Origin of the sequence: Orrella sp. JC864, assembly GCF_037026685.1 — a bacterium.
Taxonomy (GTDB): Bacteria; Pseudomonadota; Gammaproteobacteria; order Burkholderiales; family Burkholderiaceae_B; genus Orrella.
Genome location: NZ_JBANET010000006.1, coordinates 133,008 through 155,585, shown reverse-complemented (window position 1 = coordinate 155,585; position 22,578 = coordinate 133,008). Strand labels below are relative to the sequence as shown.

Here is a 22,578-nt window from a genome sequence, read left to right as displayed (position 1 = left end):
CTTATTTCGGCAGTTTCAGGTACTCGGCCTGGCCGTGCTTCTGGATGAAGTCGTACTTCTCGGCCGCGGTCATTTGGGAGCGGGGCTTGGTGGCCTTGCCACCGCCGCCGCCGGTAGCACCGCCGCCCTGGGCGCGCGGGAACAGATGCGGCGCGGCTTCGCGCAGCGATTCGGCCCATTCCTTGGGCGTGAGGGGGGTCTTGCCGTCCTTGCCGTAGACGACCTCGCCGTCCTGGAGCGCGACGGCCTTGCCGTCCTCGTCCAGCGTCCAGATCGCTTGGCCGCGCAGAATGAAGTCGTCGAGCGCGCTCTTCTCGGCGCCGGCCTCGATGGCGGCGCCGCGGATGACGTCGCCCAGCGCGCGGGCTTCCAGTGCCTTGGCGCGGGCCTCGGCCTTCTCTCGGGCTTGCTGTTCGGCCTTGATGGTCTTGTCCAGCTCGCCGCGCAGACGCTCGGTACGACGCTCGAAAACCTGGTCCAGCTTCCCCTCGGCAATCAGCTTGGTTTCCTCGTCTTGGCTGGCCTTCTGCAGCAGGCCCTTGACGGCGTCGATGTCCAGACCCTCGAATTGGCCCTTGAACGTGTCGAGGTCGGTCTTGAGCGTCTTGTTCTGGCCCAGCAGTTCCTGGTTCTTGGACTTCAGGCCAGAGACCTCTTTCTCGATGGCTTGCTGGATCTTGCCCGACAGCACCTCCTTGAGTTCAGCTGCCTTGCTTTCGTCCAGATCCAGACCGAGTTCGGCCAGGTCAATTTCGTGCGTCATGCGGTTCCCCTCGGGAAAAGAAGCGCCCGCCTCGCGGGCAAATGAAAAGGCCGCCCCTCGGGCGGCCCTGAAAGCAAAAAACCCGGCGCGGGGCCGGGTTCAGAATGGGTTGATCTTGTGCTGCATCGCAATGCTCACCCGCATAGCGATCCATGCACCTGGCACGGTAATGAGCGGCTTGCGCTCGACGATTCGAGGTACCCACCACTGCATAAACAGCTGGTCGGCCAATTCTGGCTTATTCTCCAAATACGTTCCTGAAGGTCTGCGCGTCCCTGCGACGCAATTCCTCCAGGGTATACGTCTTCCCGTTCTTGGGGTCAATAAACCGGGTCAGCTCGTATTTGCCGTCCCGATACAGGCGGTACCGAGCCTCGCCCAGCCATTCGCGCTGAAACGCGGCATCTTGCCGGCCGAACCAGTCCGCATAGGTCGTCCCCGCGGCGACTTGGCCCGTTTGCAGGCCTGCGGCCTCCCGCTGCTTCTTCGTCATGTCGCCCAAGCTGCGGAATCGGTCGGTGCCATCGCGCTTTTTTACCTTCAGGGCTCGCATGAAAGGCCGATTGCCGACCATTTCGCCATCAAAGCTGGGCGCGTACCGGCAGCGGCAGTTCGGGTGCAAGGTGGCGGGCGGGCGCGGCTCGTCGCGCTTGTACACCTTTCCGTCGAGCGCGGCGCACGACTTGCAAGTCCGCCCCTCCAGGCTGGCCACCCTCACGACGTAGGGCGCGCCCAGGGCCTCGTACACCTCGTCACTGGCAACGTCGGCGATGTGGTTGCGAGCGGTGCGCACCAGCCGCTCAACGTCGCGCTTTGCGGCGAAGATCAATCCGTCCTCACCGCGCAACTCGGTTGTGCCCCGCAGCGCCCGCATGATCTCGGCCGTCGTCTGACCGCTTGCCATTCCCTGGCGCACCGTAACGTATACCCGCTGCGTCGTGTCGGCAGAGAACCCTTTGATCATGCGTTCGACGTGTTCGCCCATCAGTGGCTTGAGCGCCGCGCGGCGGTATAAAGCCTGCGCGCTGGGCACTTTGATCGGGGGGCCGTCGATGACCTCCCCGATGACGGCGGCTACGTGGCCCGCTTCGTACCCGGCCAATGCCTGCGCCGCCGGCCCCCACACGCCCGTTACAGCCTCGTTCAGCGCGCTACCCCACCCGTCTATCGTGGCGCGCAGGGCCTTGAGCCGGTCGGTGGTATAGCGCCCAGCCAGGAACGCCTCGCGTTCAGCCGGCGCCAGATCGTCCAGCATCGGCGCGAGGTCAGCCACAAGGCGCTTGGCCAGGCGGTCAATTTCCTCATGAATGCGGTTGACCACTCCCGAGGATGCGCGATATAGCCAGCTCTGATGCTGGCCCAAAGCGTCAACGATCGCACGCTGTACTGCGCGCAGCTCTTCAGTCGTCGCCATCGCTCACCCGGGCGCCCGGCATTTCAATCCGCACGGCCTCGACCTGGTAATCGTGCTCAGGCAGTTTGCCCGTGGACAGATATAGCCAGTAGCTCTCGTTGCTGATCTTGCCGGCCATCGCCGCTTGCAGCAGTTGGGCCGATACAGCAGGATCCACGGTTCGGGAACCGAAGTCGGGCTTGACCGTGAACTTGACCTTCTCAGGGTCGGCGCCGATCCATTCCGCAGCAAACCGCAGCGCCTGCTCAATCGCCTCGGCGGCCGTCATCACCACCGAGTGCAGGCTGGCATGCTGGTCATCCTGCCTGGCTCGCCTGGCGTCTCCGGATTCGGCTCCGCGCGTGTCGATCACCCTGGCGCCGGCCTCCAGCGCCGCGTTGCGCTGCTCTTCCATTGCCGTGCGCTGCGCTTCGATGCCGGTACCGCTGATCTCCAGGTACCCGCAGGATGCCTCGGGATTGTCAAAGACCCATGCCGCTGCCGGACCGGCAACGCGTAAGGTCTTTTCACCGGACAAGCCGGAAATCCAAGGCTGGGGATGGGCTGTCTGGTGTAGCGCGTAGTGATAGTCCGCTGAGAGCTGATAGTACTTCTGCGCAGCCTTGGCCATCGTCAGCAGCGGGATCTCATCGATGCTGGGGGCATTGTCGATGGAACCACAGAATATGATGGGCAGATAGGAGAGGTGCTTCGCCGGCTTACCGTCCGCGCCATACATACCCGGGCGAGCCTCCTCTTCAACCAGCGACCCGTTGTCGCGCATCACTCGCACGCGATAGCCGCCCCCGACCATGTCCAGCACGCGGTATACGGTTTCGGCTTCGTGGCTGAACTCGTCGGCTACATCCTTGGGCCTGCTTTCCTTCAGCACCGCCAGAACAAGGTCTTGGCGGCCGTCAACGTCCAACCCAGCCGTCTTCCAGTTGATCGCATCCCGAGCGCCATACAGGGCGATGTAAGGGCGGCCCGCCGCGTCCACGTCGGTCAGCAGCACCTTTCGGCCGTAGGCCAGCGTGGCTGCCACGACGCGCAGAAACAGCTGCCGCAGGCCGAACCCGTCCGCCGTGGCGTTGAGCTCCATGTCCGCCATGCGCTCGGGCAGTTCAATCTCGGGCTGCAGGCGGGACACCAGGCCCACCATTGTCCGCAATCCATCCTTGACCCAATGCGGGTATACGGCCCGCTCGGTATAGGCCGCGTACAGGTAGCTGTTGTTGGAGTCCAGCTTCTCAGCCTCGGCCATGCCGGACGGTTTCGGCAGATTGCTATTGCGTGCCTTTACCGCCCGCTCGCCCTCAAGGGCGTCATCCATCAGCGTCCAGTCAGGATCGGCCCGGATGTAGTCAGGGTGTGGTGTGGTAACTGGCATCAGCCCAGCCCTCGAATGTGTTGCACCGTCATGCTGCGCTCGACCACCGGCCAGCGCTTGGTGATGAAATAGCCGATGGCGTCGTTCGGGTGGTCAAAGCCCAGCGACTTGTCGGGGTTGCCGTCCTCGTCATAAACCTGGCGCTCCAGCGCCTGCGTAAGCCGCGGGCAGCGCGCAATGTTCACCATCAGCCGGCGCTCGCCATACGCGTTACAGAGCATCGCGTTGACGCTGTTGATACGGTCCTTGACCGCGGGATTGCTGCTATCGACCACAACGGTAAAGCCCGCCTTGCGAAGTAGCGCGAGATCCGACTCGCTGGCGCCAACGGTCTTGCGGCTTTTTCCGCTCGCGTCTGGGTAGACCCGGATGCTGTGCCCGCCGTACTTGAGCTTGATCTTCTCGATCATGGCCGGCGTGTCGAAGACATCGGCGAACTCGTCCACGGCATGCGGCAACCCGTCGCGCAGCACGCACACGGTAGCCGCCATCTTGCCCACGTTGAAGTCCATGCCAATGTGCAATTCGTCGCCGCGGCGGACGGTTTCCGCTGAAGCGTTCAGCCGGCGGTCGAAGCAGTAATAGATGACCCCCGAGTAGGTCTCGAAGCTCGCCTCATACTCCTGGCGGAAGGTGCGGGGATCCATCCGCCGCCGCGCCGCTTCGATTTCCTCCGGCGGCACGTTGCCGCCCTGCAGCGACGTGTAGAGCCAACTCTTGTGATCCGGCTCCTTGCCCTGCCCGTCCAGGTACGTGTCGTAGCAGTGGTTAAAGCCCTTCGGCGTGCCGATGCGCAGTGCATGGCCGCCGACATACTCGACGCCCTCCACCGTGTACCGGCACGTGGAGAGCATCGGGCGAATCACCTCTTCCCACGCCTGATAGGGGCAGTCGGCCCACTCGTCTATCAGGACGAAAAAAAGGCCCGAGCCCCGCAGGTTGTCGTAGTCCGCCAGGCCGACGACGCGGATAATGTGGCCACTCTTGAGCGTGATCGAGCATTCCGTCTCGTTCGGCTTGCCGGCGCGCCAGGACGGCGGTATGGCCTGCTTCAGCCTGCGCCAGAATACCCGCTTGGCCTGCTTGAACGTCGGCGCGGCGTACCAAATCTCGTCCTCGACGCTGACATTCCACTTCACGGCCAGCCGGGCGGCCCGGCGCATCTCAGCCTTGCCGAGAAAGGTCTTCCCGAAACGGCGGCCGCACACAGCATCCCGGAACCGGGCTTCGCGTTGCCACCCCCAGACGTAGATATTCGCCTGCTTGGGCGTGAGCGCGACCCGGCCGTCAGAGGATCGGCTTTTGCGGACCGCTTTCATCTGGCGTCAGGACATAGTCTTCGGGAGGCGACCCGTCCTGGGCATCACCCTGGTCCGGCGGGGCTGCGGCGGCCCGCGTCAACTCCACGCGCGTCCGCTCGAGGCTCTCGATTCTCGCCGTCAGCCGGTCAATCAGAGCGGCGTAGTCGCGCCTCTTGAATCGCTCGGTGACCACCTTGTCCTCGTCGCCGAGCGGAACGCCGTTTACAGTGGCATCCTGTTCCGTGCGCTCCTCGAGCTCCAGACCTCCAGATGCGCGGTTCTCGGCGGCAAGCGCACGGGCAAGACGGATGCGCGTTAGCCGCAGCTCATCGTCCACGCGCCCCAACTCGATGTCGTTCCAGACGGCCAATTCGTCATCGGTCAGGTGAGACGAGTAGATGCCGTGCGTGCGGGCATACTGGTTGCCCTTGTGCGTAGTGCTTGCCTTGCCGCCGTGCATCCGGCAGCGGCCGTTGGTCATCGCCCTGTTCTGGCACGGCTGGCCGCTGCGGGTTTTGGCTCCGCAAAGTGCCATTCGTTACCTCGCAAGGCGTAGTGTTTGCATGGGGTGTTTCTGGCGCCCAACAAAAAACCGCCCGAAGGCGGCTTGATGTTGGGCTGGTTTCGATCAACTGCCGGAAAGGGCGGCAGCCGCGCGGCGCTGTGCGGTACGCCGCGACATGCCACGGTTCAGCGCGGCTTGGTAAGCCCGGCGCTGGCCGATGTTCATGCGTCCACGCATGGCATTCTCCTATTCAAAGTGCCAGCCCAGCGTATTCCTTGTCAACTTTCGGCTCGGTCTTGCCGAAGTTGGCCTCCGGAAGGTCGATACCGTGCAGCTTGGCGATTTCGCCGCCGGGCAAATACTTGTCGCCAAACTGAATCCAGTTCATTGCCTGGAGAAATCGCTCCTTCTGTTCGCGGGTTTGGAAACACACCGCGAACCAATATTCCGAGTCCGTCACGTTCATGAAGCGGCTGCTTTCCAGTTTTGCTCGCTCACGGAAGCCACGCTTCATTTCATCCAGATCTGCAAGCGAATCCAGCTCGGCGTCCCCTGTAGGATCCGGCATATTGACCAGCTTCGGGTTTGCCCTGGCAACCTTCTTTGCCTGCACGGCTTCGCGCACTTGCTGCGCTTTTGCCCTGGCCGCGGCTTTCAATTCGTCTGTGCTCATGCCGCCCTCTCGAATCGGTACAGCTCCAACTCGGCCAGCGGGAACATCTCGAGAACGCGCTGATAGTCGCGCGGGAAATGCCGCTTCATCGGCCCTAGAAACCTGACATCAAGGCCGTCGAATGTGCGGCCGAAAACTCGATAATCCGGCGCAAGCTTTACGCCGGCTCGCCGAAACTCGCGCAGCAGATCCGCCTTCTTCCAATCCCAGACGGGGTGATATTTCAACCCCTTTTCATGGATTGATCCGTGGGTCTTGAGCGCCACGAGCCGCATGGGCGAATCCGCGGCGCGAACGCCGGTGGCGTACATCAAACCCGGGTCCAGTCCATGATCCTGCCTAACCGCCGCAAAAACATCCTCGTAGCTGTGGTTCGGCAGTCCGGCCTGTTCGACCACTGCGCATTGCTGCGGCGGCCGGAAGATATGCCCATTGAGCCACCTATGCAGGCTCGGATGTGGCATTTGGATGATGCGCTCGCCGAAGAATCGCTCGTAGTAGTCAATGGACTCCTGCACGAATTCCAGGCCCGGCACCAGGTACATGTAAACAGGTATCACTCGTGCGAAATGCCGCTGGATGCCCAGCCATGCGGCCACAGCGTCTTTTCCCAGCGAAAACGCCAGCAAGGTTTCGGCCTGGCGCTTTCGGACGGCAGCGATGGTCTCTTCGCCAGAAAGTGTGGTGCTCATGGGCGCAATATCTCCGCAGCAAGCCTGACTACCCTGAAATATTCGCCCACGTGCGCAGGCACAGGCACCTTCCCGGTACACCATCTGCTGACGGTGTCCTGATCGCATCCGTACCGCTCGGAGAAGTACCGCTGGGTCCAACCGAGGGCCGCCAGCTCGGCCTTAAGCTTTTCTGCATCCATTCCGCCATTATATCCGCATTACGCGGATAAATGACCGGACATTAATCCGCTTAATGCAGATAAGATGTCAGCCTAAAACGCAACGCCGGCTGCCGCAAAAACTTATTTTTCTTGCGCCAAAACTTATATTTTGCTTATAATTAAGCCATGAACACGATCCACTGGACCCAGAAAGCTGCCAAGCAGCTGCGCAAGTTGGACCGCCAGCACCAAGTCGCTGTCCGGGATGGCGTCAAGGCCCTGGAAGCGATGCCCGCTTGCCAGAACGTCAAGGCCCTGACGGACCACGAGTACGGATACCGCTTGCGTGTCGGCAACTATCGGGTCCTTTTTAGCTGGGACGGCGCTATACAGGTCGTCGAAATCGAAGAAGTGAGGAAACGCGATGAACGCACCTACTAACATCCAGATCATCAACGGCCCGGGCGGGCAGCCCGCCTTTGTCGTGATCCCCTACGCCGAGTACATGGCAAGCCGTGCGGCCACGCCCGAGCGCAGCCTGATCCCTCACGACGTCGTAAGCCGCACTGTGGACGGGGCAACCCCGACTCGGGCGTGGCGTGAACACCTTGGCCTGACCCAGGCCGAAGTCGCGCGGCGCTTGGGCATCAGCCAGTCCGCCTATGCCCAGCAGGAGAACAGTGAACGGCTGCGCAAGGCTTCGCGCGAAAAGATCGCCGGCGCCCTGGGGATCACGGCTGCACAGCTCGATTTCTGAAGTGCAGCAACCCAGGTTGTCGCGGCCCAGCGCGAGATAGCCGAGGTCTAAAACAGGCCGGCCGGCTGCTGCTGCGGGTCCCAACTGAAGATCAGGACCTCGCCGCGTTCGACGCCCGCGCCGCCGCCGACGGTGTAACGCAGGTCGGTGCGTTCAATATGAAACTCGGCAAACGCCCGCCGGATGTCTGGATGGTCGTTCAGGCTGACCAAGGCCTTGCCCTGAATCTGGCGCATGTGCGCTGCCATCTCCTCGTACTGCTCGAAGCCGAAGTCTACGCCGTACCCCTCGGTCTGCCAGTAAGGCGGATCGAGATAGAACAGCGTGTGCGGTCGGTCGTACATCTCCAGGCAGCGCTGCCACGGCAACTGCTCGATGTAAGCCCCGGCCAGTCGCAAATGCGCAGCCGAGAGATTCTCCTCCAGCCGCAGCAGGTTCAGGCCCGGTGGCGCCGTTGTGGCGGTGCCGAACGACTGCCCGCTCACCTTGCCGCCGAAGGCGGACTGCTGCAGGTAGTAGAACCGGGCCGCGCGCTGGATATCTGTCAGCGTCTCAGGCCGCGTGTCCTGCAGCCACTTGAACACCTGGCGCGAGGTCAGCGCCCACTTGAACTGTCGGACGAACTCTTCGAGGTGGTGCTGGACCACGCGGTAGAGGTTCACCAACTCGCCGTTCACGTCGTTGAGCACCTCGACCTTGGCCGGCGTCGGCCGCATGAAGAACAGTGCAGCACCTCCAGCGAACGCCTCAACGTAGCACTCATGGGGCGGAAAAAACGGAAAGATGCGATCGGCCAGGCGGCGCTTGCCGCCCAGCCAGGGGATGATCGGTGATGCCATGAATGTGAGGATGTGTTACCGTGCCTCCCGCCTGTACAGGTGGGACGGCCTCGGGTCGCTCACGGCCCTCTTCCGTGGGTGGCTGTCGGTCGTGCGGTTGCCGCCGCTCGGCCGTCGCCGTCTCTTTTTGTCCAATCAAGCAGCAAAAAAGCCCCGGCTTCCGCACGGGGCTTTTCTCTGGGCGCACTAATGCACCTTGACATAACTGGCCGGATTTTGCGGGTGATTCCCGCAAATGTCAACCAGCGCCGATGAGTCCAGCTGCCGCCAGCGCATTTTCGATCCGGGTCATGGCCTTTTGCTCCTCCCCGACAACAGCCGCTGCCCCGCCCTTTTTCGGCAGGCGTGTGCCGCGCAGCCACACGGTCAACTTTCCGTTCTGGTCGGTCACTGTCCGCTCACTGATCCCGGCCTTCACCGCCAGCGTCCGGAGCGGAATGCGGTCGCGGCCTTCCTTGCCGGCGAAATAGCGCACCAGCAGCCCGTCTCGGACACTGCGGTGCACGACGTGGCCGGAAAGGACACCGGCCGCCATCGCCAAGTCCGAGATCTTCCTGACCACGGCCAGCCAATCCGCGTCCCATGCGTGGTGACCGCAGCACCGGCACTCGGCCGTCTTGGGCAGGAAGCGAGCGCAGATGATGAGCTGGTGCAGGTCGCCCAGTCCGTCGAGATTGGCCAGGATCATGCCGGCCTGGCCAGCGCCGTCGGTGCCGCCGAGGCCCTTGCTGCTGCCAGGGCGCGGCGTGGCCGCCAGGCGCGCCATCATCGGTCGGTCGTAGACCTGGGCCGAGTGGTTGAAAGCGAACGTCAGCGCGGCATGGGCGCTGCCGAAAAGCGGTTCGGAAGCCGCTGCGCCGGCGGGCGGCGCTGCCATCCGCGTGGATTGCCCCGACATGCTCATTGCCGCCCTCCTTTGCCCTGCGCGCGCTCGACGCCCTCCATCTCGGTCAAGGTCACCGTCACGCCCGCGACCTCGCCGTACCGCTTGCTCTTGCTGTCATCGACCACCTGGACATCGTCTCGGTAGACCACGCCGTTCATGCCGTCCTTGACCGCCTTTTCGACGTTGTCCGAGTCCGGCTTGACGGTCGGCATGATTTCGCCGGCCAGGGCGCGGCGCCGACGCGTCAGCGACCACGAGGCCGGCACCGGGCAAACGATCTGGATGTGCATCTGTATCGGGCCCGTATAGGGTGGCCGGCCGGCCATAGCCTGGGCTGCGGCCAGACGGACCAGGCTCATGTACGCCGCAGTCTCCTGAGGCGTGTAGTGCCGGGTGATCGCCAGCGGCTTACCGCCTTTTGTGACGATGCGGGCAGTGGACTTGGCCCGGCCTTTGCCTTTAGGCGCGCCGGGGACGGTGAAAACGATCTGGTTGGCCATCAGGCTCCCCTGTTGCTGGTGGGTTGGTGTGATGTGGATTGGGCGGCAAGCCAGCGGCGGCGGCTGTCCACCAGCGACGGCTCGGCGGGCTGGTGCTGTTGGCAGGTGCGCGGATACACGGCGCTGGTCAGGGCGCCCTTTTGGCGATACGCACAAGAGCCGAAACCGTGTGGTGCCATCCCCCCGACGCCGCGCAGGTTGAAGTGGGCGCAGGTGCAGCACTGGACGGGGCCTTCGCTCACAGGCGCACTCCGAAGTCGGCCAGGATGCGGCGCCTGTCGGCGTCGGTGACGCCCGCCGCGGCATGCACGCGGGCCTTGAAATGCGGCGCCAGTTCGTCCGGCCGTTGCTCGAGCCCTAGCTCGGCGCCCTTGGCGACGATGCCGGGCCAGGACGTGGCCCAGGCCAGCGGATCGGTGGCCGGCGGCGGCTTGACCTTGCCCACGGCGCTCTCGCCGGCCGGCGGGTTCAGCACCTTGGCGACGAAGACGTCCAGGAAACCCGGCGTGATCGTGCCCGGGTCCTGGGCGTGCTCGCGGTCCGCGACGGCCAGGTCGTAGGCCTCGCGCAGTTGCGCATCGGTCACGCCAGCCTTTGCCCACGCCTTGACCCGCGGATCGCTGCTGGTCCCGGCGGGCTTGCGGCCGCGGGCCTTCTCCCAGCCGCGCAGCAGCACGACGAGGTCTACGGATCGGTCGCGGTTGGGCGGCGGCGGCGCGGCGGCCTCGCGTACGTGCGCGCGCGGGGGAGGTGTCGCCGCCGCCGCTATTTCTTTTTTTAAACCGGTTCCGGTTCCGGTTCCGGTAGCGTCACTCCCACCGGAATCCCCTGGGAATCCCGCGTCTGTCCCGTGGGACAATTCAGGACTACCGTGGGACGCCTCCGGTACGGATTGGGACCCGGCAGCCTGCGCGGCCGCACGCTCGGCCTCCTTCTTGGCTCGGTACTGGGCCTTGCGCAGGCGCTCGCCGTCGCGGCGCTCGATCATCTCCAACACGCGCTCGGTCATCGTGTCGTGGTAGAGCCGGCCGTCATCGGCTCGCCACCAGCCGCGCAGCAAGCGTCCCTTGGCGGCCTGGAACTGGTCCAGCGGCATGCCGATGCGCGCCGCGATCAGCTCGTCATCATCCGGCAGGCTGCCGCACGGCGTCTGTTCCCATGCCGTCATCCACAGCATCAGCAGCCACGGCCGGATTTCCGGCGCGGCCAAGGCCCAGGTATCGGACTGCCGGATGCGCTCGTGGTCGAGTTCGAAGCGCCAGCCCTTGGCGCGAGTGTCGGACGGGTACGGGGCCGACTTCGTCATCACCGCGCCCCCTTTTCCAAGCCGGACAAGGAAACGACGTGCAGCTTCACGCGGCCTCCTTTGCGTCCAGTCGCCGATAGGCGTCCCACATGCGCAGGCTGGCCAGCCGGGCGATATCGACGGCGGCGGCCGGGCTGATCGGCTTGGCGTCACGGTTCGGCGTAGCCCGGCGCAGGCAGGTCACCCGGATACCCTCCCATGCACGACAAGTGCTGTCCTGGTCCAGCAGCAGTATCCCGCTGTTCTGGTTCGGAAGGGCGTCCAGCAGCTCCGGTGTCCATATTTCCTTGGGCAGCGCGTAGTAGTGCTTCCAGACCTTGCTGGGCCAGTCCTTCGGCGTGCTCTTGTAGCGCGGGCGCCGGTAGACGCGCTGCTCCACCAGCTTGTCCAGCCTGGGATGGTGCCGCAGCTCCGTCACGGTCGGCCAGTAGCCGATGTGCTCGCGGCGCCACCACTTGTCCTTCTTGGCGTCCGCCTTCAGGTCCGAGCGGCTGATCTTGATCTCGACGTCGATGATCCGCAGGTTCTCGGTGATGGCTAGCAGGTCGCACTCGTACCCGGTCCAGTTGCAGTTGGGCACCACGCACAGGTACTTCCTGTTGAAGAACTGCGTGGCCAGCGCGCGGGCGATGCTTTGTTCGGACCAGGTCATGCTGACATCCTCCATGCGGCGGGGTAGCATGCTGCCCCCCCGAGAGCTGGTGTGGTCCGGCCGCGTCATCGCAACACCTCGCCGGGCGAAGCTGCTGCGCCCATGAGCTGCAAGCACCGACGGCGCAACCTGTCCAACTCGACCACGGACGGCCGGCGGTCCTGGGGATAGGCGACCTCGGCGACGCCTTTCGGCAGGTACAGCTCGGACCTGGATTTGGTGTCGGCAAACTGCGTCAGACCGATCAGGACCGGCGCCGGCCGACCACGCCAGGGTTCATGCATGCGTAGGGTGTGCACCTCGTCCGGCGCCACGAAATAGCTGCTGCCGGCGCTACGGCGCTCGATCCGCTGCAGCCGGAGGTCACACTCGCCCGCCGACGTGCGCCGCCGTCCTTCGGCCCGATACGTGAAGCACTGCCAGCCCTGGCCGGGCATGGGCTTGAATCGCAGATGCTGAAGGCGACCATGCAGCACGGTGGAAAGGAACGCATACCTGTGCGAGTGCGGGTGCACCAGAAACCCGCTATTCGGGTTCTTCGGTTCCTCGATCAGGTAGAGCTTGACCGTCAGCCGCGGTGTACGGTGCAGGCACAGGTACTGCATCCCATCGACGTGGTGATTGATCGTGGAGTGCGCCGCCATTGCGCTCGGATCCATCTGCAGCAGCATGGCGCGGTAGAACTCCAGGCCCAAATTGGCGCCTCGCCAGCATGTGGTGGGGATGGGGTGCAACATGGTCTACCCCTTTAGCCGATGACGAGTCACCCCGGTCACGCCGGGGGGCAGGTTGTCGTTGCCTATAGCGTCCAGGAACGAGCTCTCACCGCCGTTGTTCGCGCGGATGTAGTCCACCTCCACCTTGGCGGAGTTGATGATGACTTGGCCGATCTCCGACACGGCCTTCGCCTGCTCGATAGAGATCGTCCCGGCCTTGAGCTTTTCCAGGGTGTCGAACATGGCGTCACGCAGATCGCCGATGGTCTTGGCGCTCATGGTTGATTCTCCGGTTCAGCGCGCCACGCATCTGCACAGCGCGCACAATTTCCTGCGGGTAGTTGTGTATGGTGTTGCGGCGCATGTTCTCGGCTCGGGAGATACACTCCAGCCGATCCAGCGTTATTTCCTCAACGACGACGGTTCTCTGGCCAGGCTTGAAAACGACGATGTGGCCGTCCGGAACGGGACCGTTCGCGGCCTCCCATACCTGCCGGTGCACGGCGACCCAGCGCCGCGCAGGCACGGGGTGGTCATCACAGGTCTTGCGCTCCAGGTACCCGTCTTTGCACAGGCGAAGCGATCCAATCGGCACGTAGTTGTGCCGAGCGGCGCCGCGCACCTCGCCCTTCTTGAACTGGGTGCGCCGGCTGTTCGGGTGCGTGCCCGTGACGCCCTTCAGCCCGGCGTTCCACGGTTGCATCCCCGGCTTGAAGCTGCCGCTATTGGCGCGCTTATTCCGATTCGCAAAGCACTGGTGAAAAAACCTGGACTTGGTCAATCCCAGCTTTGCGGCCTGGTTATGGACGGCCGAGAGCGAGCGGCCGACAGCCTCAGCAACCATCTCCGTCGGCAGATTCGGGTAGAACTGCCGGACAATGTCGATCTCCTCGGGGATCCAGTGGCGACGCGACATCAGGCAGCCTCCTGCCGAAACAGCCCGATCTGCCCCATGCGCGGCGAAAGCCACAACGACTCAACACGCGGCCGGACGCCGTCTGCATACGCCGCCTTGTCCACGCGTTGCCATCCCGCGTACAGGCGGTCGTACAGATCGCACCGGTAACCGCTCAGGACAACCATGCCGCGTAGCTGATGCAACGCCTCGGCGAGATGTTCGTGCTGGGCATCGGTCATCTCGTGCCGGTAGCAGTGCGCCCGCTCGCGGAAAGCGCGCGTAGCGTGCACGTAGGGCGGATCGACGTAGTGCAGCGTGTCCGGGCTGTCATGGCGCGCCATGCAGTCCAGAGCATCCCTGTTCTCGATTACGACGCCACGCAGACGCTCTATGACGCGACGGAGGCAGTCCGGATAGTTCATCCAGTCGTGCGCCGGCGTGGTCCCCGAGCGGTTGCTGTTCGCCCGGAAACCGCTCGTCTGGCCCGTGGCAGCGGCCGATCCAAAGCCGGCAAAACTGCGAAACACGGTCCGCCGGGCCTGCTCGAGCGGATCGTCGCAAGGCTCGTAGCTGAGATCGAACTCTTCACGCGCGAATGGTGTGAGTTCGCAGGCCAGGGCAAGGCGCGCGCCGTCGTCGCGCGCGACGCGAAACAGGTTCACGACTTCGCCGTCCAGATCGTTGTAGATCTCGGCGTAGGCCCGGGGTTTACGCAGCATCACGCTCCCCCCCCCCCGAATGGCTCGACGTATACGCGGTGCGGCGGGAAGTGCTGCACGATCCAGGGCGCCAGGCGCCATTTGCCGCCGTGGTAGCGGACCAAGGGGCGATGTGGCTTCATGCTGACACCTCGGCGGCTATCGAATACGATTTGCGCCGACCAATCACCGACCCGAGATTTCGATGAAAGCGTTGGTCGCCGCGCACTTTATCGACACGCTCTGGCGTATTCATTCAGCCCCCCACTTCACGGTGCTCGATAGCGAGGCTAAGGCGGGCTGGTCGGCCGCGGCGCGAGCGGCCGCAGCACGCCATGCCATTGCCTCCACACCCCTCAGGTTGGCGGGGTCTAGCGGCCTGAACGGTACTGGCGTACGCGGCGGAACCGCACGCGCCTGAAGCGCCTCTTTCTCGGCCGCCCTTTGCGCGTTTTCCCGCCGGCGCTGATCGAGCGTGGCCTGCCTCTTGGCCTTCCATTGGTCAAACGCGAGTGCTTCGGTTGGTCCGGTTCCAGTGATTCCCGCGCCTTTGCAGCGCCATACCCCGCGCACCTTCTTCAACCTGGGCTTGGGCAACTTCTGCATCATCACAGCCCCCTGCCCTTGCCCACGGCGCGCAAGACATTGCGCTCCATGCGGTGCAAAATGACCCGGGCGGCGCGGATCAGCGCCAGTAGGGGACCGGCCTCTTCCTCGGTAATCCGTTGGTCCTCGGCCGCATCGGTCATCAGCCCGGTAATGCGGCCCAGTTTTGTGGTCAGCTTCAAGCACTTGTCCTTGAGCGCACTTATCTCGCACTTCCAGCCGCCGGCCGGAGCCTCCGGCACCACGTCGCAGTGCATGCCCTCCTGGGCATTCACGGTTTGCAGCCAGCGGTGGGAATATTCGGCGCCGCCGGCCTTGGTCTGCATCCACTCGGACAGCAGCAGGGCCAGGTCGATATCGACGGACTCACCCGGCAACCCGCGCAACTTCTTGCGCAGGGCCTCGGGATGAATCGACACGCCGCGGCGCTCGGTCAGGAACCGGGCGGCCTCCTGAAGGCCGCCGTCGGTGCGGCGCACGTCGTTGTAGAGCACGTCGCGCCAATACAAATCGGAGTAGCTACACGTCATCACTGATTCCTAGGCGCATTTCAGCGTTTCGGGGGGCATTAAGCGGCTGCACAATGCGGACTTCACGTAGCGGCAACCCACAATGGCGTTGCCACGAACAGCCCGGCACACTCGGGCCGCCGACCTGATAGGAGCCACGATGGACAAAGATGTGGACCGCGCGAAGCGCCGCGTAAGGGCCCTGCTTACCCTGGCCAGGGAGATGGCATGGGACGCCTTCGACTCGCCGAGCGAAGAGGTGGTCATGCAGCTTTTTGACCGCCTGTGCCTGGAGCTGGACGAGGTGCGGGACCGCGAAAAAGGCCTGCCGCCCTGCGAGCCAGGCGACGACCGGGTGCTGCACTGATTGGCAAAGGGCAGTGGAGAAGGCCATTACGCTCGCTCGCGGGCAGCCCCGGGCCGCGCCCTGCTATCGGCAGCATTCGCAGGCGGTTGCAGGTCGCCCTTCTGCACGAAATAGTCGTGCAGCGCCTGGACCGTCTGAACGCGTGGATCCCTCACTTCGCCGTACTTGATCTTTCGTATGGTCCCCTCAGGAACGCCAGAAAGGGCGGCAATGGCGTGTAGTTCGTGGTGCTTGCACGCGCGGAGCTGCGCCAGCACAGCGTCAAAAAAGGAGTCTGTCGGCATGGCCGCATGCTATTCCCATTTATGGGAATCGTCAAATGCACAAACGGGAAACGTTTAGTGCCACCATCCCGAAGATGGGAAAGCACATCGTGCAGCAGCTAAGGGATACGCTCACCCGCCTGATCCAGGAGGGTGGGCGCTATCCCACGCTTGTCGATCTAAGCGCGAGATGCAAAGTCAGCAAGTCGACGCTCGCCAGGGCCAGAACCGGCGAGTCGGTACTGCGCATCGACAACCTGGAAGACATCGCACGGGCCTATGGGCTCGAGGCTTGGCAACTGCTGGTTCCGCATGTTGACCCCAATACCCCTCCCCGCCTGGTCGGCGACGGACAGCAAGACGCTGAATGGCCCTTTCCTGGGATACCCCGGGCGGAATTCGATGCGTTGCCACTTGAGGATCGAAACGCCATTGCGGAATACGTAGAGATGAAGGTCAACAAGCATCGGTTTCGCGCGCGCGATGGCTCCGCTGCCGCATAACCCCACGCCCGACGGAGGCCACAACAATCGCCGCCAGCGATGGCTGCTACACGTCAACCCGGATGCGCGAACGTCGGCCCGGCGGGCTCAACTGGAGCTAGTCCGGCCTTTTTTTTACGCCGATAGTGACTAAACGTAATATAAGTAGTTTAAATGTTAATGTTTCTGAACATCCCAACCGGTCCTATTCGGTCCCCCTCGCACCGGATGCGCGTAAGGGGTCGATCAGCTACGATTCCGAAATCGTTTGTTACTAGGGGTTGGGGATGTTCTGGGCGGTGGTAATCGGGTTCGTGCTTCTTATAGCCTTAGGCGTCGGGCTGAATATGTGGACTGGATATCAATCGCCGACGAAAGGCGTGAACCGGTCATCCATGTCGACATTGACAAGGTCTTCAGAAGCCCGTTGGGGGCGCAATGTCACACTGGGTTCGTTGGTGGGCTTAATCGCTGTGCTTTGTTGGTACAAGTTGCATTACCAATCGGATGACCAAATTGCCGCAAGGGCGAAGCATAAGGCCGCTGCCCTGTGCGCGGATCGTCGTATGGCCTTTGTCATGTCCCAGCGGTTTGTTGAACAACGGCTGAGAGCGCCGGCGAGCGCCAAATTTCCCTACATCACTGATGGTGTAGATTCTGTCGCTCTGGGCAATTGCAAGTTTGCGGTATCCGCGTACGTTGACTCTCAAAACGGATTCGGGGCAATGGTTCGCACTTCGTATGAGGCGGAGATGGAATACGACCCCAGCAAGAAGGTCTGGCGGGCGCTACGCGTTCAGCTGGGACCGTAATCCTCCCTTCCACCAGATCGGAGTTCCAGGAGTTGAAGCGGGTGGGCCGAGATCATACGCTGCCCAGTGCCCCCCTCACGCACCAGCCCGCCGACCCACACGACGCGGCCCAGCACCCGCACCGAGTCACCCCCCTCTAGGCGATCATCTTCCCGTCGCTGTCGCCCTTGGCTTAGACGGCGCGACCGCGGCCGCCAGCGGCGCCCACCGAGCGCAGGAAGGTTTGAGCCTGTCCGCTCATAGCCCTCGCGAATTCCCGAAAACGGGTTGACAATTCCCGTTTATGAGTTCAACATACTCAAAAATTCCCATTTACGGGAATTAGCGATACCAAGCTGCACACACCGGTTCGCAGAACGGCCTAGGCGCAGAGCCAGCCCAGTAGAGGACCGCCCGCAGCGCGCAGTACGCAGTACCCCGGCCTGGCCGGACAGCAGTAGGTAGGTGGCGCTGCCTGACCAAACGCCCGCAAGCCCAAAGCGTGAACGCAGTAGGGAATGCCTAGCCAGAGCTGCAATCTGGTGGACCGGAACGCCAGGACGAGTCCCTTGGGAGACCTGGTTGCTGCGAGCAAGGATCCGAACAACTTTCGGTGCTACGGGCGGTATGCCGTAGCCGGACAGCCCACGAAACGGGCGAATGCCTGCCCTGGCGACCAACGGGGCTGCGCCGTGCAAGTCGGCAACTAGCGCCCGAGCGTCGTGGTATCTCGCTGGGCGCTGGCTTCATCCGCCTGCGCCGTGACAGGGTGCAGACAGATGAACTCACATAAAGGAACCCTCATGGCATCCCTTCTCGTATTCGGCATCCTGGCGCTGGTCTGCGCGTTGCTCTCGTTCTCCCGTGCGCATAAGCACGGCTTTGACCGCATCACCAAAGCCGGCATAGCGGCAACGGTCGCGCTGGCCATCCTGGGAATCGTGACATTCCCGTATGTCAACGTCTGGCAGCGGGCCATGTCGGGCAAAGCGCAGATGGCCGAGGCGGAAGCCAACCGGCAAATCAAGGTGCGCGAAGCACAGGCAGCTCGTGACGCCGCCGAGCTGCTAGCACAGGCTGAGGTCCTGCGCGCCAAAGGCGTTGCCGAGGCGAACAAGATCGTTGCCGATGGACTTGGCGGCCCCGAAGGATATCTGCGCTACCTATACATCGAGGGGCTGAAGGAGGCCAACGCATCGGGTGCGCAGATCATCTATGTGCCGACAGAGGCCGGCTTGCCGATCCTGGAGGCTGGAAGGCTGTCGTCTGGCCACCCCCTTCCCTGAGGGCTGGACGACGAATGGAATCCCTACTGGAGAAACCCATGCTCGCTCTTCTGCACACGTTCAACCTCTGGCGCAACGGCACCGCCGGCAAAACCACGGTGGTCGCCAGCGACATGAACGAGGCGCTGGACCGCTTCTGCGCGCGCCTCGGATATATCGATCACGCCGACTACTGCCAGGAGCACGGCCTGACCGAGAGCGACATTCACATCGAGGAAGTCGGCAAGACCTGATAACCGGCCCCGCAAAGGGCTCCAACGGAGAAATGACGCCATGAAGACGTACCGCTACGAATACGAGGTTCGCAACGCCAGCGGCGCCCTGATCGCCTCGGGGCTGACCTTCGCCGCGGCGCAAGCCCGCGCCGCCAAGCCGGGCTGCGGCCTGATGTACGGCCTGCGCATCCGCAAATACCGCACGAAAGCCTGAAGATTCCAGCCCTGTGCGGGCGGCCCTGCACCATTACGCGCCCGTAGCCCAACTGGATACGGCATCGGAGTTCTAGTCCGACGAATGCAGGTTCGAGTCCTGCCGGGCGCGCCAACTCCTGCGCTGGAGGAAAACCGTCATGACCGAGAAACAACGCAAAGAACTACTGCGCCTGGGGCGCAAGTGGGCGATGGGTACCGCGTCTCGGCGCGAAATCCTGCGCTACCTGGAACTGTCCGGGCCTAACAACCCGCCCCGGCCGCCGCTGGAGCTGCACAGGAGGAAGTGATCATGTACGTGTACATCCTATCCGAGCCGGGCCTATGGACTGTCGGGTTCTACGACCCGTCCGGCAAGTGGCTGCCGGAGAGCGACCACACCAGCAGCGACGAAGCCGCAAAGCGCGTCGCCTGGCTCAACGGAGTGCGCGCCTGACATCCCCGGCTCATCCCTCGCGTGCGGGGGATCGACCCACCCTGCCTATCAGAGGCAGGGCCATCATCGAAGCGGCGGCGTGGCCGGTGGAACTCAAGTGCTTGAGGGATGAACGGTGAATCAAAGCGCGAACGGCGCGCAACGATAGCCGCCCTGACTGGACGCACCGAAACCCGGAATGCGGAGCGCCCGTAAGCTAATGCCGGAGTAGCGACCGGCCCGCTTCGATGATGGTAAAGCGCAGCACTAAGGCAGGCGGTGCGCGAGGGGAAGCTGGTCCTGCACCTCTATACGAGGGTCACTGGCATAACTCGCAACGATCATGACCACCCCGGGAAAGTAGCGGGGCCGATTTTTCGCAGTGCCTCTTGGGCGTCACCCCGCCCGCCGGAAAGTCGGGGCCAGCTACCAAGGAGATAGTCATGCTCACCGATGCATCGTAGCGGCGTGATCCGCTAATTTCCCTGAGCACACGGGCGCAGAAAGCCGGGCGACATCGGCATGGGTACAGACTTGCCCGACGGTTGGGGAGTACCCACCCCCGCTAACCGGAAGACGGCACACATAGACTAAGGAACGCGAGCCTGGGGCAAACAACCCACGCGCACAGGCCCATGCCGGACATGGTTAAAGCCGGACCCCTGCTCTCGGGTCGGTTCCGAGAGTAGGGCCATCAAGTATCCATACTGGTCGCCCGCCTAGCCGTTCCGGGAGGTAAGAGCGAAGGCTGAACCGCAAGGGGAAAATTTCGCCGCCAGTGTGGATTCTTGATGGCGGGCAGTACGCGCAGGCGATGCGCAAGAGGCTCGGCCGCCCGCCCGGGGCAAGAGGTCGACGCCGATCCGGGAAAGCCGGCTCGCACCGGCCACCATCACTGCTGATACGCAAGGCAGAGGAACCAAAGCGTGACAGCCGGAGAGACGGCCCCGAGCAGCGGGGAACCCACTGTCCCCAGCGTGAGCCGAGTCGTTAAGTCGGCAGGCAAGCAACAGCGCATGAAGCGCAGTGGGCGCGTGGAGCACGTAATGCGACTGACGGGCTGCTGAAGACATGAGCGGTGACAGCCGGGAAAGACCGGCGCTGAATGCACCCGAGAGGGCCGCGCCGCAGAACACCGCGGCAATCCGAATGCAGGTCGAGCGCTGATCCGCAGGACGTAGGCCCGCCACGATGGGATTGCCGCTGAGCCTCCAGCGGCAGTCTGGACGGCTGACCGATCCAGCCGCACCCGCTGCACATATAGCCCGCCGCAGGGTCTGACGCAGCCGCCGGGACGAGGGTAACCCGGCACCGACATCCCTTGGGCGACACCGCGCCCGCCCCCATTGCAATTCCGTCCCCGAGGAGCCGCCTTGGAAATCGACGACCCTGTACGCCGCCTGGCCACCAGGATCTCGGCGCAGCATCGCGCATCGCTGGAAAAGTACGGCGGCCACGTGTGCGACAGGATGGTAATTGGCGCCCTGGCGACGTCCATCGCGTTAGCCGTCAACGAGAACTCGCTGGCGCCGCTACTTCGATGCCTGGAGAAACCCGATGCTGACCCGTGAAATAGTACGCGCACAGCGGGCCTTCGACGGCCTGGAGCCTCCCGAGTGCCCGCTGGATGCGCTGGCCGACCGCTGCGACCAGATCTCAGAAATTTTCGCGCTCGCCAAGGCCGCGGCCGAGCTGGGCGACAAAGACCAGGCCTGGCGGTGGATCGCCCGAGGCAAAGACCTCGCCTCCGATTTCGGCGACCCGACCTAATGCTCCACCCCTCATAACCCCTGCCCAGGCAGGGCCGCCCCGGGGGTAAACGGGGCGGGACCAACGGGGCGCACGGCGCGCCTGCTCCTGGGACAGCCGGAACGGCCCCCGATAGTGATCGGGTCGCCCTGGGCCAGTCAGGGCTACTCCCCCATTTTCCTACGCCATCAGACCTGCCCGGGCACGCCCCGCCGGCAGATTGCGTAACGGACCACCATGACCACCACCCCTATTCGCATGCTCTTGCGTGCCGACGGCGCCGAGCTGCCGCTCGTCGGCCCGCACTCGATCCAAGACATCCAGACCATGCTCGGCGCCGACGCGCTGGACGTGGTCCGCATGGCCGACCGCATTCACGTGATGCTGGTCGATGACGCGGGCCAGGCCAAGGGCCTGCCCGTCAATGTCTCCGCCACTGCGCACTACCACGCCGTCTGCCGCCCTGGCGTGACGCAGCCGATCCTGGGCGACGTCGTCATCGTGCCCGACAGCGACTACGCACGATTCGCCTGACTTCCCTTTCACAACGGAGGAAATCCCATGAACGCAACCAACTGGCCGGGCGGCGTAGATCGCTCGAACAGCAATTGGACCGGCCGCATTCAGCGCACGAGCAGCGACTGGGGCGGCGCATGGGCGCCCAACAGTCACCGCATCCCCGCTTCTGGATGGGTCGGCGCAATAGCCGTCGTGGTGATGTTGTTCGCCATCATCCCATTTATCGGCCGCCTGGCGGGCTTCTGATGCAGTCCGTGTTCACCGTACGCGCCAGCAGCTGGGGCCGGCTGTTCGACTGCGCACACGCTTGGGAAGGCACGCACCTGCTCGGGATGCGGAAGCCCGCCGGTATGCGTGCCCAGCTGGGGACCGCCGTGCACGCCGGCACGGCCGCATTTGACCGCGCACGGATCGACGGGACGGTCTGCACGCCCGACGACGCCGCCGGCGTGGCAGTAGCCGAGCTGCACTCTCCCGACCGCGAGGTAGACATGGCCCAAGACGGACTATCCCTGGCCGAAGCCGAGCGGATCGCCCTGACCTTGATAGTGCGCTACTGCATGGAAATCGCGCCGCGCCTGAAGTTCATCGACGTCGAGACGACGCTCGATCCCCTGGAAATCGACTGCGGCAATGGGCTGACCGTACGGCTGACCGGCCAAATGGACCGGGGGCGCGTGGCTGATACCGAAGGCGGCATCGCCATCAACGATGTGAAAACCGGGGCGCGCGCCGTCCAGGACGGCCAGGCGGTCACGCGTGGCCACGCTGCGCAAACCGGCACGTATCAGCTGATGTACGACGCCACCAAGCGCGTACGCACGGTCGGCTCGCAGATCATCGCCCTCTCCACCAGCGGACGGGCGGAAACCGCGATTTCTCCCATATTCGATGCCCGCCGCGTGATGACAGGTGACGAGGACCGGCCAGGCCTTATCGAGCATGCCGCCGCGATGTTCCGCACGGGCTTGTTCCCCCCTAACCCATCCAGCGTGCTGTGCAGCAGAAAGTACTGCGCGCGCTGGTCCACCTGCCTATTTAAAGGATAGCC

General features: G+C 63.8%; 31 protein-coding genes, 1 tRNA gene and 1 pseudogene. 15 read left to right on the top strand and 18 right to left on the bottom strand.

Annotated features, from left to right (window positions below; all coding sequences use genetic code 11):
* Position 1 precedes the first annotated feature (1 nt).
* From V8Z80_RS08490 to V8Z80_RS08455, 8 genes are all read right to left on the bottom strand, one after another.
* Positions 2–763 (bottom strand): hypothetical protein, encoded by a 762-nt coding sequence (locus tag V8Z80_RS08490; RefSeq protein WP_336061705.1) that lies wholly within the window; start codon positions 761–763, stop codon positions 2–4.
* 238 nt (positions 764–1,001) lie between these two features.
* Entirely contained in the window at positions 1,002–2,177 is a 1,176-nt protein-coding gene (locus V8Z80_RS08485) for a minor capsid protein (RefSeq protein WP_336061704.1), read from the bottom strand.
* Positions 2,164–3,546 (bottom strand): DUF4055 domain-containing protein, encoded by a 1,383-nt coding sequence (locus V8Z80_RS08480; protein WP_336061703.1) that lies wholly within the window; start codon positions 3,544–3,546, stop codon positions 2,164–2,166. The genes V8Z80_RS08485 and V8Z80_RS08480 overlap by 14 nt, the downstream gene beginning before the upstream one ends.
* Positions 3,546–4,865 carry a phage terminase large subunit family protein gene (locus V8Z80_RS08475; RefSeq protein ID WP_336061702.1) on the bottom strand — a complete coding sequence of 440 codons (1,320 nt, stop codon included), beginning with the start codon at positions 4,863–4,865 and terminating at the stop codon, positions 3,546–3,548. The genes V8Z80_RS08480 and V8Z80_RS08475 overlap by 1 nt, the downstream gene beginning before the upstream one ends.
* On the bottom strand, positions 4,834–5,382 hold the full coding sequence (locus V8Z80_RS08470; protein ID WP_336061701.1) for an HGGxSTG domain-containing protein: 549 nt from the start codon (positions 5,380–5,382) through the stop codon (positions 4,834–4,836). The genes V8Z80_RS08475 and V8Z80_RS08470 overlap by 32 nt, the downstream gene beginning before the upstream one ends.
* Positions 5,383–5,602: 220 nt before the next feature.
* A complete protein-coding gene (locus V8Z80_RS08465; protein WP_336061700.1) occupies positions 5,603–6,025 on the bottom strand; it encodes a hypothetical protein in 423 nt (140 codons plus the stop codon).
* Positions 6,022–6,717 (bottom strand): phosphoadenosine phosphosulfate reductase, encoded by a 696-nt coding sequence (locus tag V8Z80_RS08460; RefSeq protein ID WP_336061699.1) that lies wholly within the window; start codon positions 6,715–6,717, stop codon positions 6,022–6,024. Before V8Z80_RS08460 ends, V8Z80_RS08465 begins: the two co-directional genes overlap by 4 nt.
* A complete protein-coding gene (locus V8Z80_RS08455; protein WP_336061698.1) occupies positions 6,714–6,899 on the bottom strand; it encodes a helix-turn-helix domain-containing protein in 186 nt (61 codons plus the stop codon). Before V8Z80_RS08455 ends, V8Z80_RS08460 begins: the two co-directional genes overlap by 4 nt.
* Before the next feature lie 147 nt (positions 6,900–7,046).
* Here V8Z80_RS08455 and V8Z80_RS08450 point away from each other — a divergent pair, with 147 nt between their 5' ends.
* Complete coding sequence (locus tag V8Z80_RS08450) at positions 7,047–7,301, top strand: type II toxin-antitoxin system RelE family toxin (RefSeq protein ID WP_336061697.1); 255 nt, start codon at positions 7,047–7,049, stop codon at positions 7,299–7,301.
* Entirely contained in the window at positions 7,285–7,617 is a 333-nt protein-coding gene (locus tag V8Z80_RS08445; protein WP_336061696.1) for a helix-turn-helix domain-containing protein, read from the top strand. The genes V8Z80_RS08450 and V8Z80_RS08445 overlap by 17 nt, the downstream gene beginning before the upstream one ends.
* Before the next feature lie 47 nt (positions 7,618–7,664).
* Here the strand turns inward: V8Z80_RS08445 and V8Z80_RS08440 are convergent, their stop codons facing one another.
* The 10 genes and pseudogenes from V8Z80_RS08440 to V8Z80_RS08395 all read right to left on the bottom strand — a co-directional run bounded on the left by V8Z80_RS08440 (position 7,665) and on the right by V8Z80_RS08395 (position 15,212).
* Complete coding sequence (locus tag V8Z80_RS08440; protein ID WP_336061695.1) at positions 7,665–8,456, bottom strand: DNA adenine methylase; 792 nt, start codon at positions 8,454–8,456, stop codon at positions 7,665–7,667.
* A 238-nt stretch (positions 8,457–8,694) separates the two neighbouring features.
* Complete coding sequence (locus tag V8Z80_RS08435) at positions 8,695–9,360, bottom strand: DNA-binding protein (protein WP_336061694.1); 666 nt, start codon at positions 9,358–9,360, stop codon at positions 8,695–8,697.
* Positions 9,357–9,842, bottom strand: coding sequence for a RusA family crossover junction endodeoxyribonuclease (locus tag V8Z80_RS08430; RefSeq protein ID WP_336061693.1), 486 nt, complete (start codon positions 9,840–9,842; stop codon positions 9,357–9,359). Before V8Z80_RS08430 ends, V8Z80_RS08435 begins: the two co-directional genes overlap by 4 nt.
* A 238-nt stretch (positions 9,843–10,080) precedes the next feature.
* Positions 10,081–11,148 carry a hypothetical protein gene (locus V8Z80_RS08425; protein ID WP_336061692.1) on the bottom strand — a complete coding sequence of 356 codons (1,068 nt, stop codon included), beginning with the start codon at positions 11,146–11,148 and terminating at the stop codon, positions 10,081–10,083.
* Between the two features lie 46 nt (positions 11,149–11,194).
* The gene (locus tag V8Z80_RS08420; protein ID WP_336061691.1) at positions 11,195–11,800 is read right to left on the bottom strand and encodes a hypothetical protein; all 606 of its coding nucleotides are present in this window, start codon (positions 11,798–11,800) and stop codon (positions 11,195–11,197) included.
* Between the two features lie 65 nt (positions 11,801–11,865).
* On the bottom strand, positions 11,866–12,537 hold the full coding sequence (locus V8Z80_RS08415) for a hypothetical protein (RefSeq protein WP_336061690.1): 672 nt from the start codon (positions 12,535–12,537) through the stop codon (positions 11,866–11,868).
* A gap of 3 nt (positions 12,538–12,540) precedes the next feature.
* On the bottom strand, positions 12,541–12,795 hold the full coding sequence (locus tag V8Z80_RS08410; RefSeq protein WP_336061689.1) for a hypothetical protein: 255 nt from the start codon (positions 12,793–12,795) through the stop codon (positions 12,541–12,543).
* Positions 12,764–13,432: an HNH endonuclease signature motif containing protein gene (locus V8Z80_RS08405; protein ID WP_336061688.1), complete on the bottom strand. Its 669-nt coding sequence runs from the start codon at positions 13,430–13,432 to the stop codon at positions 12,764–12,766. The genes V8Z80_RS08410 and V8Z80_RS08405 overlap by 32 nt, the downstream gene beginning before the upstream one ends.
* Positions 13,432–14,255 (bottom strand): annotated as a pseudogene (locus tag V8Z80_RS08400) (DNA adenine methylase). The gene V8Z80_RS08405 and the pseudogene V8Z80_RS08400 overlap by 1 nt, the downstream one beginning before the upstream one ends.
* A 465-nt stretch (positions 14,256–14,720) precedes the next feature.
* Entirely contained in the window at positions 14,721–15,212 is a 492-nt protein-coding gene (locus tag V8Z80_RS08395) for a hypothetical protein (RefSeq protein ID WP_336061687.1), read from the bottom strand.
* A gap of 175 nt (positions 15,213–15,387) precedes the next feature.
* On the opposite strand from V8Z80_RS08395, the gene V8Z80_RS08390 reads away from it, so the two are divergent.
* From V8Z80_RS08390 to V8Z80_RS08330, 13 genes are all read left to right on the top strand, one after another.
* Positions 15,388–15,594, top strand: coding sequence for a hypothetical protein (locus V8Z80_RS08390; RefSeq protein WP_336061686.1), 207 nt, complete (start codon positions 15,388–15,390; stop codon positions 15,592–15,594).
* 319 nt (positions 15,595–15,913) lie between these two features.
* Positions 15,914–16,360, top strand: coding sequence for a helix-turn-helix domain-containing protein (locus tag V8Z80_RS08385; RefSeq protein WP_336061685.1), 447 nt, complete (start codon positions 15,914–15,916; stop codon positions 16,358–16,360).
* A gap of 1,573 nt (positions 16,361–17,933) precedes the next feature.
* On the top strand, positions 17,934–18,416 hold the full coding sequence (locus V8Z80_RS08380; protein ID WP_336061684.1) for a hypothetical protein: 483 nt from the start codon (positions 17,934–17,936) through the stop codon (positions 18,414–18,416).
* A 38-nt stretch (positions 18,417–18,454) separates the two neighbouring features.
* Positions 18,455–18,649: a hypothetical protein gene (locus V8Z80_RS08375; RefSeq protein WP_336061683.1), complete on the top strand. Its 195-nt coding sequence runs from the start codon at positions 18,455–18,457 to the stop codon at positions 18,647–18,649.
* Positions 18,650–18,689: 40 nt separating this feature from the next.
* A complete protein-coding gene (locus tag V8Z80_RS08370) occupies positions 18,690–18,845 on the top strand; it encodes a hypothetical protein (RefSeq protein WP_336061682.1) in 156 nt (51 codons plus the stop codon).
* Positions 18,846–18,882: 37 nt separating this feature from the next.
* Positions 18,883–18,959 (top strand) — tRNA-Arg (locus V8Z80_RS08365).
* A 25-nt stretch (positions 18,960–18,984) separates the two neighbouring features.
* A complete protein-coding gene (locus V8Z80_RS08360) occupies positions 18,985–19,134 on the top strand; it encodes a hypothetical protein (protein WP_336061681.1) in 150 nt (49 codons plus the stop codon).
* 2 nt (positions 19,135–19,136) lie between these two features.
* Positions 19,137–19,280 (top strand): hypothetical protein, encoded by a 144-nt coding sequence (locus V8Z80_RS08355; protein WP_336061680.1) that lies wholly within the window; start codon positions 19,137–19,139, stop codon positions 19,278–19,280.
* 1,352 nt (positions 19,281–20,632) lie between these two features.
* Positions 20,633–20,830 carry a hypothetical protein gene (locus tag V8Z80_RS08350; protein WP_336061679.1) on the top strand — a complete coding sequence of 66 codons (198 nt, stop codon included), beginning with the start codon at positions 20,633–20,635 and terminating at the stop codon, positions 20,828–20,830.
* Complete coding sequence (locus V8Z80_RS08345) at positions 20,817–21,029, top strand: hypothetical protein (protein WP_336061678.1); 213 nt, start codon at positions 20,817–20,819, stop codon at positions 21,027–21,029. The genes V8Z80_RS08350 and V8Z80_RS08345 overlap by 14 nt, the downstream gene beginning before the upstream one ends.
* Positions 21,030–21,245: 216 nt before the next feature.
* A complete protein-coding gene (locus V8Z80_RS08340; protein ID WP_336061677.1) occupies positions 21,246–21,542 on the top strand; it encodes a DUF3846 domain-containing protein in 297 nt (98 codons plus the stop codon).
* A gap of 27 nt (positions 21,543–21,569) precedes the next feature.
* Positions 21,570–21,773, top strand: coding sequence for a hypothetical protein (locus V8Z80_RS08335; protein WP_336061676.1), 204 nt, complete (start codon positions 21,570–21,572; stop codon positions 21,771–21,773).
* Complete coding sequence (locus V8Z80_RS08330; protein ID WP_336061675.1) at positions 21,773–22,576, top strand: RecB family exonuclease; 804 nt, start codon at positions 21,773–21,775, stop codon at positions 22,574–22,576. Before V8Z80_RS08335 ends, V8Z80_RS08330 begins: the two co-directional genes overlap by 1 nt.
* Positions 22,577–22,578 lie beyond the last annotated feature (2 nt).

Bases quoted from the DNA above. Each gene is read 5' to 3' on its own strand.
- V8Z80_RS08490 (WP_336061705.1), bottom strand. From the start codon at position 763: ATGACGCACGAAATTGACCTGGCCGAACTCGGTCTGGATCTGGACGAA.
- V8Z80_RS08485 (WP_336061704.1), bottom strand. From the start codon at position 2,177: ATGGCGACGACTGAAGAGCTGCGCGCAGTACAGCGTGCGATCGTTGAC.
- V8Z80_RS08480 (WP_336061703.1), bottom strand. From the start codon at position 3,546: ATGCCAGTTACCACACCACACCCTGACTACATCCGGGCCGATCCTGAC.
- V8Z80_RS08475 (WP_336061702.1), bottom strand. From the start codon at position 4,865: ATGAAAGCGGTCCGCAAAAGCCGATCCTCTGACGGCCGGGTCGCGCTC.
- V8Z80_RS08470 (WP_336061701.1), bottom strand. From the start codon at position 5,382: ATGGCACTTTGCGGAGCCAAAACCCGCAGCGGCCAGCCGTGCCAGAAC.
- V8Z80_RS08465 (WP_336061700.1), bottom strand. From the start codon at position 6,025: ATGAGCACAGACGAATTGAAAGCCGCGGCCAGGGCAAAAGCGCAGCAA.
- V8Z80_RS08460 (WP_336061699.1), bottom strand. From the start codon at position 6,717: ATGAGCACCACACTTTCTGGCGAAGAGACCATCGCTGCCGTCCGAAAG.
- V8Z80_RS08455 (WP_336061698.1), bottom strand. From the start codon at position 6,899: ATGGATGCAGAAAAGCTTAAGGCCGAGCTGGCGGCCCTCGGTTGGACC.
- V8Z80_RS08450 (WP_336061697.1), top strand. From the start codon at position 7,047: ATGAACACGATCCACTGGACCCAGAAAGCTGCCAAGCAGCTGCGCAAG.
- V8Z80_RS08445 (WP_336061696.1), top strand. From the start codon at position 7,285: ATGAACGCACCTACTAACATCCAGATCATCAACGGCCCGGGCGGGCAG.
- V8Z80_RS08440 (WP_336061695.1), bottom strand. From the start codon at position 8,456: ATGGCATCACCGATCATCCCCTGGCTGGGCGGCAAGCGCCGCCTGGCC.
- V8Z80_RS08435 (WP_336061694.1), bottom strand. From the start codon at position 9,360: ATGAGCATGTCGGGGCAATCCACGCGGATGGCAGCGCCGCCCGCCGGC.
- V8Z80_RS08430 (WP_336061693.1), bottom strand. From the start codon at position 9,842: ATGGCCAACCAGATCGTTTTCACCGTCCCCGGCGCGCCTAAAGGCAAA.
- V8Z80_RS08425 (WP_336061692.1), bottom strand. From the start codon at position 11,148: ATGACGAAGTCGGCCCCGTACCCGTCCGACACTCGCGCCAAGGGCTGG.
- V8Z80_RS08420 (WP_336061691.1), bottom strand. From the start codon at position 11,800: ATGACCTGGTCCGAACAAAGCATCGCCCGCGCGCTGGCCACGCAGTTC.
- V8Z80_RS08415 (WP_336061690.1), bottom strand. From the start codon at position 12,537: ATGTTGCACCCCATCCCCACCACATGCTGGCGAGGCGCCAATTTGGGC.
- V8Z80_RS08410 (WP_336061689.1), bottom strand. From the start codon at position 12,795: ATGAGCGCCAAGACCATCGGCGATCTGCGTGACGCCATGTTCGACACC.
- V8Z80_RS08405 (WP_336061688.1), bottom strand. From the start codon at position 13,432: ATGTCGCGTCGCCACTGGATCCCCGAGGAGATCGACATTGTCCGGCAG.
- V8Z80_RS08390 (WP_336061686.1), top strand. From the start codon at position 15,388: ATGGACAAAGATGTGGACCGCGCGAAGCGCCGCGTAAGGGCCCTGCTT.
- V8Z80_RS08385 (WP_336061685.1), top strand. From the start codon at position 15,914: ATGCACAAACGGGAAACGTTTAGTGCCACCATCCCGAAGATGGGAAAG.
- V8Z80_RS08380 (WP_336061684.1), top strand. From the start codon at position 17,934: ATGGCATCCCTTCTCGTATTCGGCATCCTGGCGCTGGTCTGCGCGTTG.
- V8Z80_RS08375 (WP_336061683.1), top strand. From the start codon at position 18,455: ATGCTCGCTCTTCTGCACACGTTCAACCTCTGGCGCAACGGCACCGCC.
- V8Z80_RS08370 (WP_336061682.1), top strand. From the start codon at position 18,690: ATGAAGACGTACCGCTACGAATACGAGGTTCGCAACGCCAGCGGCGCC.
- V8Z80_RS08360 (WP_336061681.1), top strand. From the start codon at position 18,985: ATGACCGAGAAACAACGCAAAGAACTACTGCGCCTGGGGCGCAAGTGG.
- V8Z80_RS08355 (WP_336061680.1), top strand. From the start codon at position 19,137: ATGTACGTGTACATCCTATCCGAGCCGGGCCTATGGACTGTCGGGTTC.
- V8Z80_RS08345 (WP_336061678.1), top strand. From the start codon at position 20,817: ATGCTGACCCGTGAAATAGTACGCGCACAGCGGGCCTTCGACGGCCTG.
- V8Z80_RS08340 (WP_336061677.1), top strand. From the start codon at position 21,246: ATGACCACCACCCCTATTCGCATGCTCTTGCGTGCCGACGGCGCCGAG.
- V8Z80_RS08335 (WP_336061676.1), top strand. From the start codon at position 21,570: ATGAACGCAACCAACTGGCCGGGCGGCGTAGATCGCTCGAACAGCAAT.
- V8Z80_RS08330 (WP_336061675.1), top strand. From the start codon at position 21,773: ATGCAGTCCGTGTTCACCGTACGCGCCAGCAGCTGGGGCCGGCTGTTC.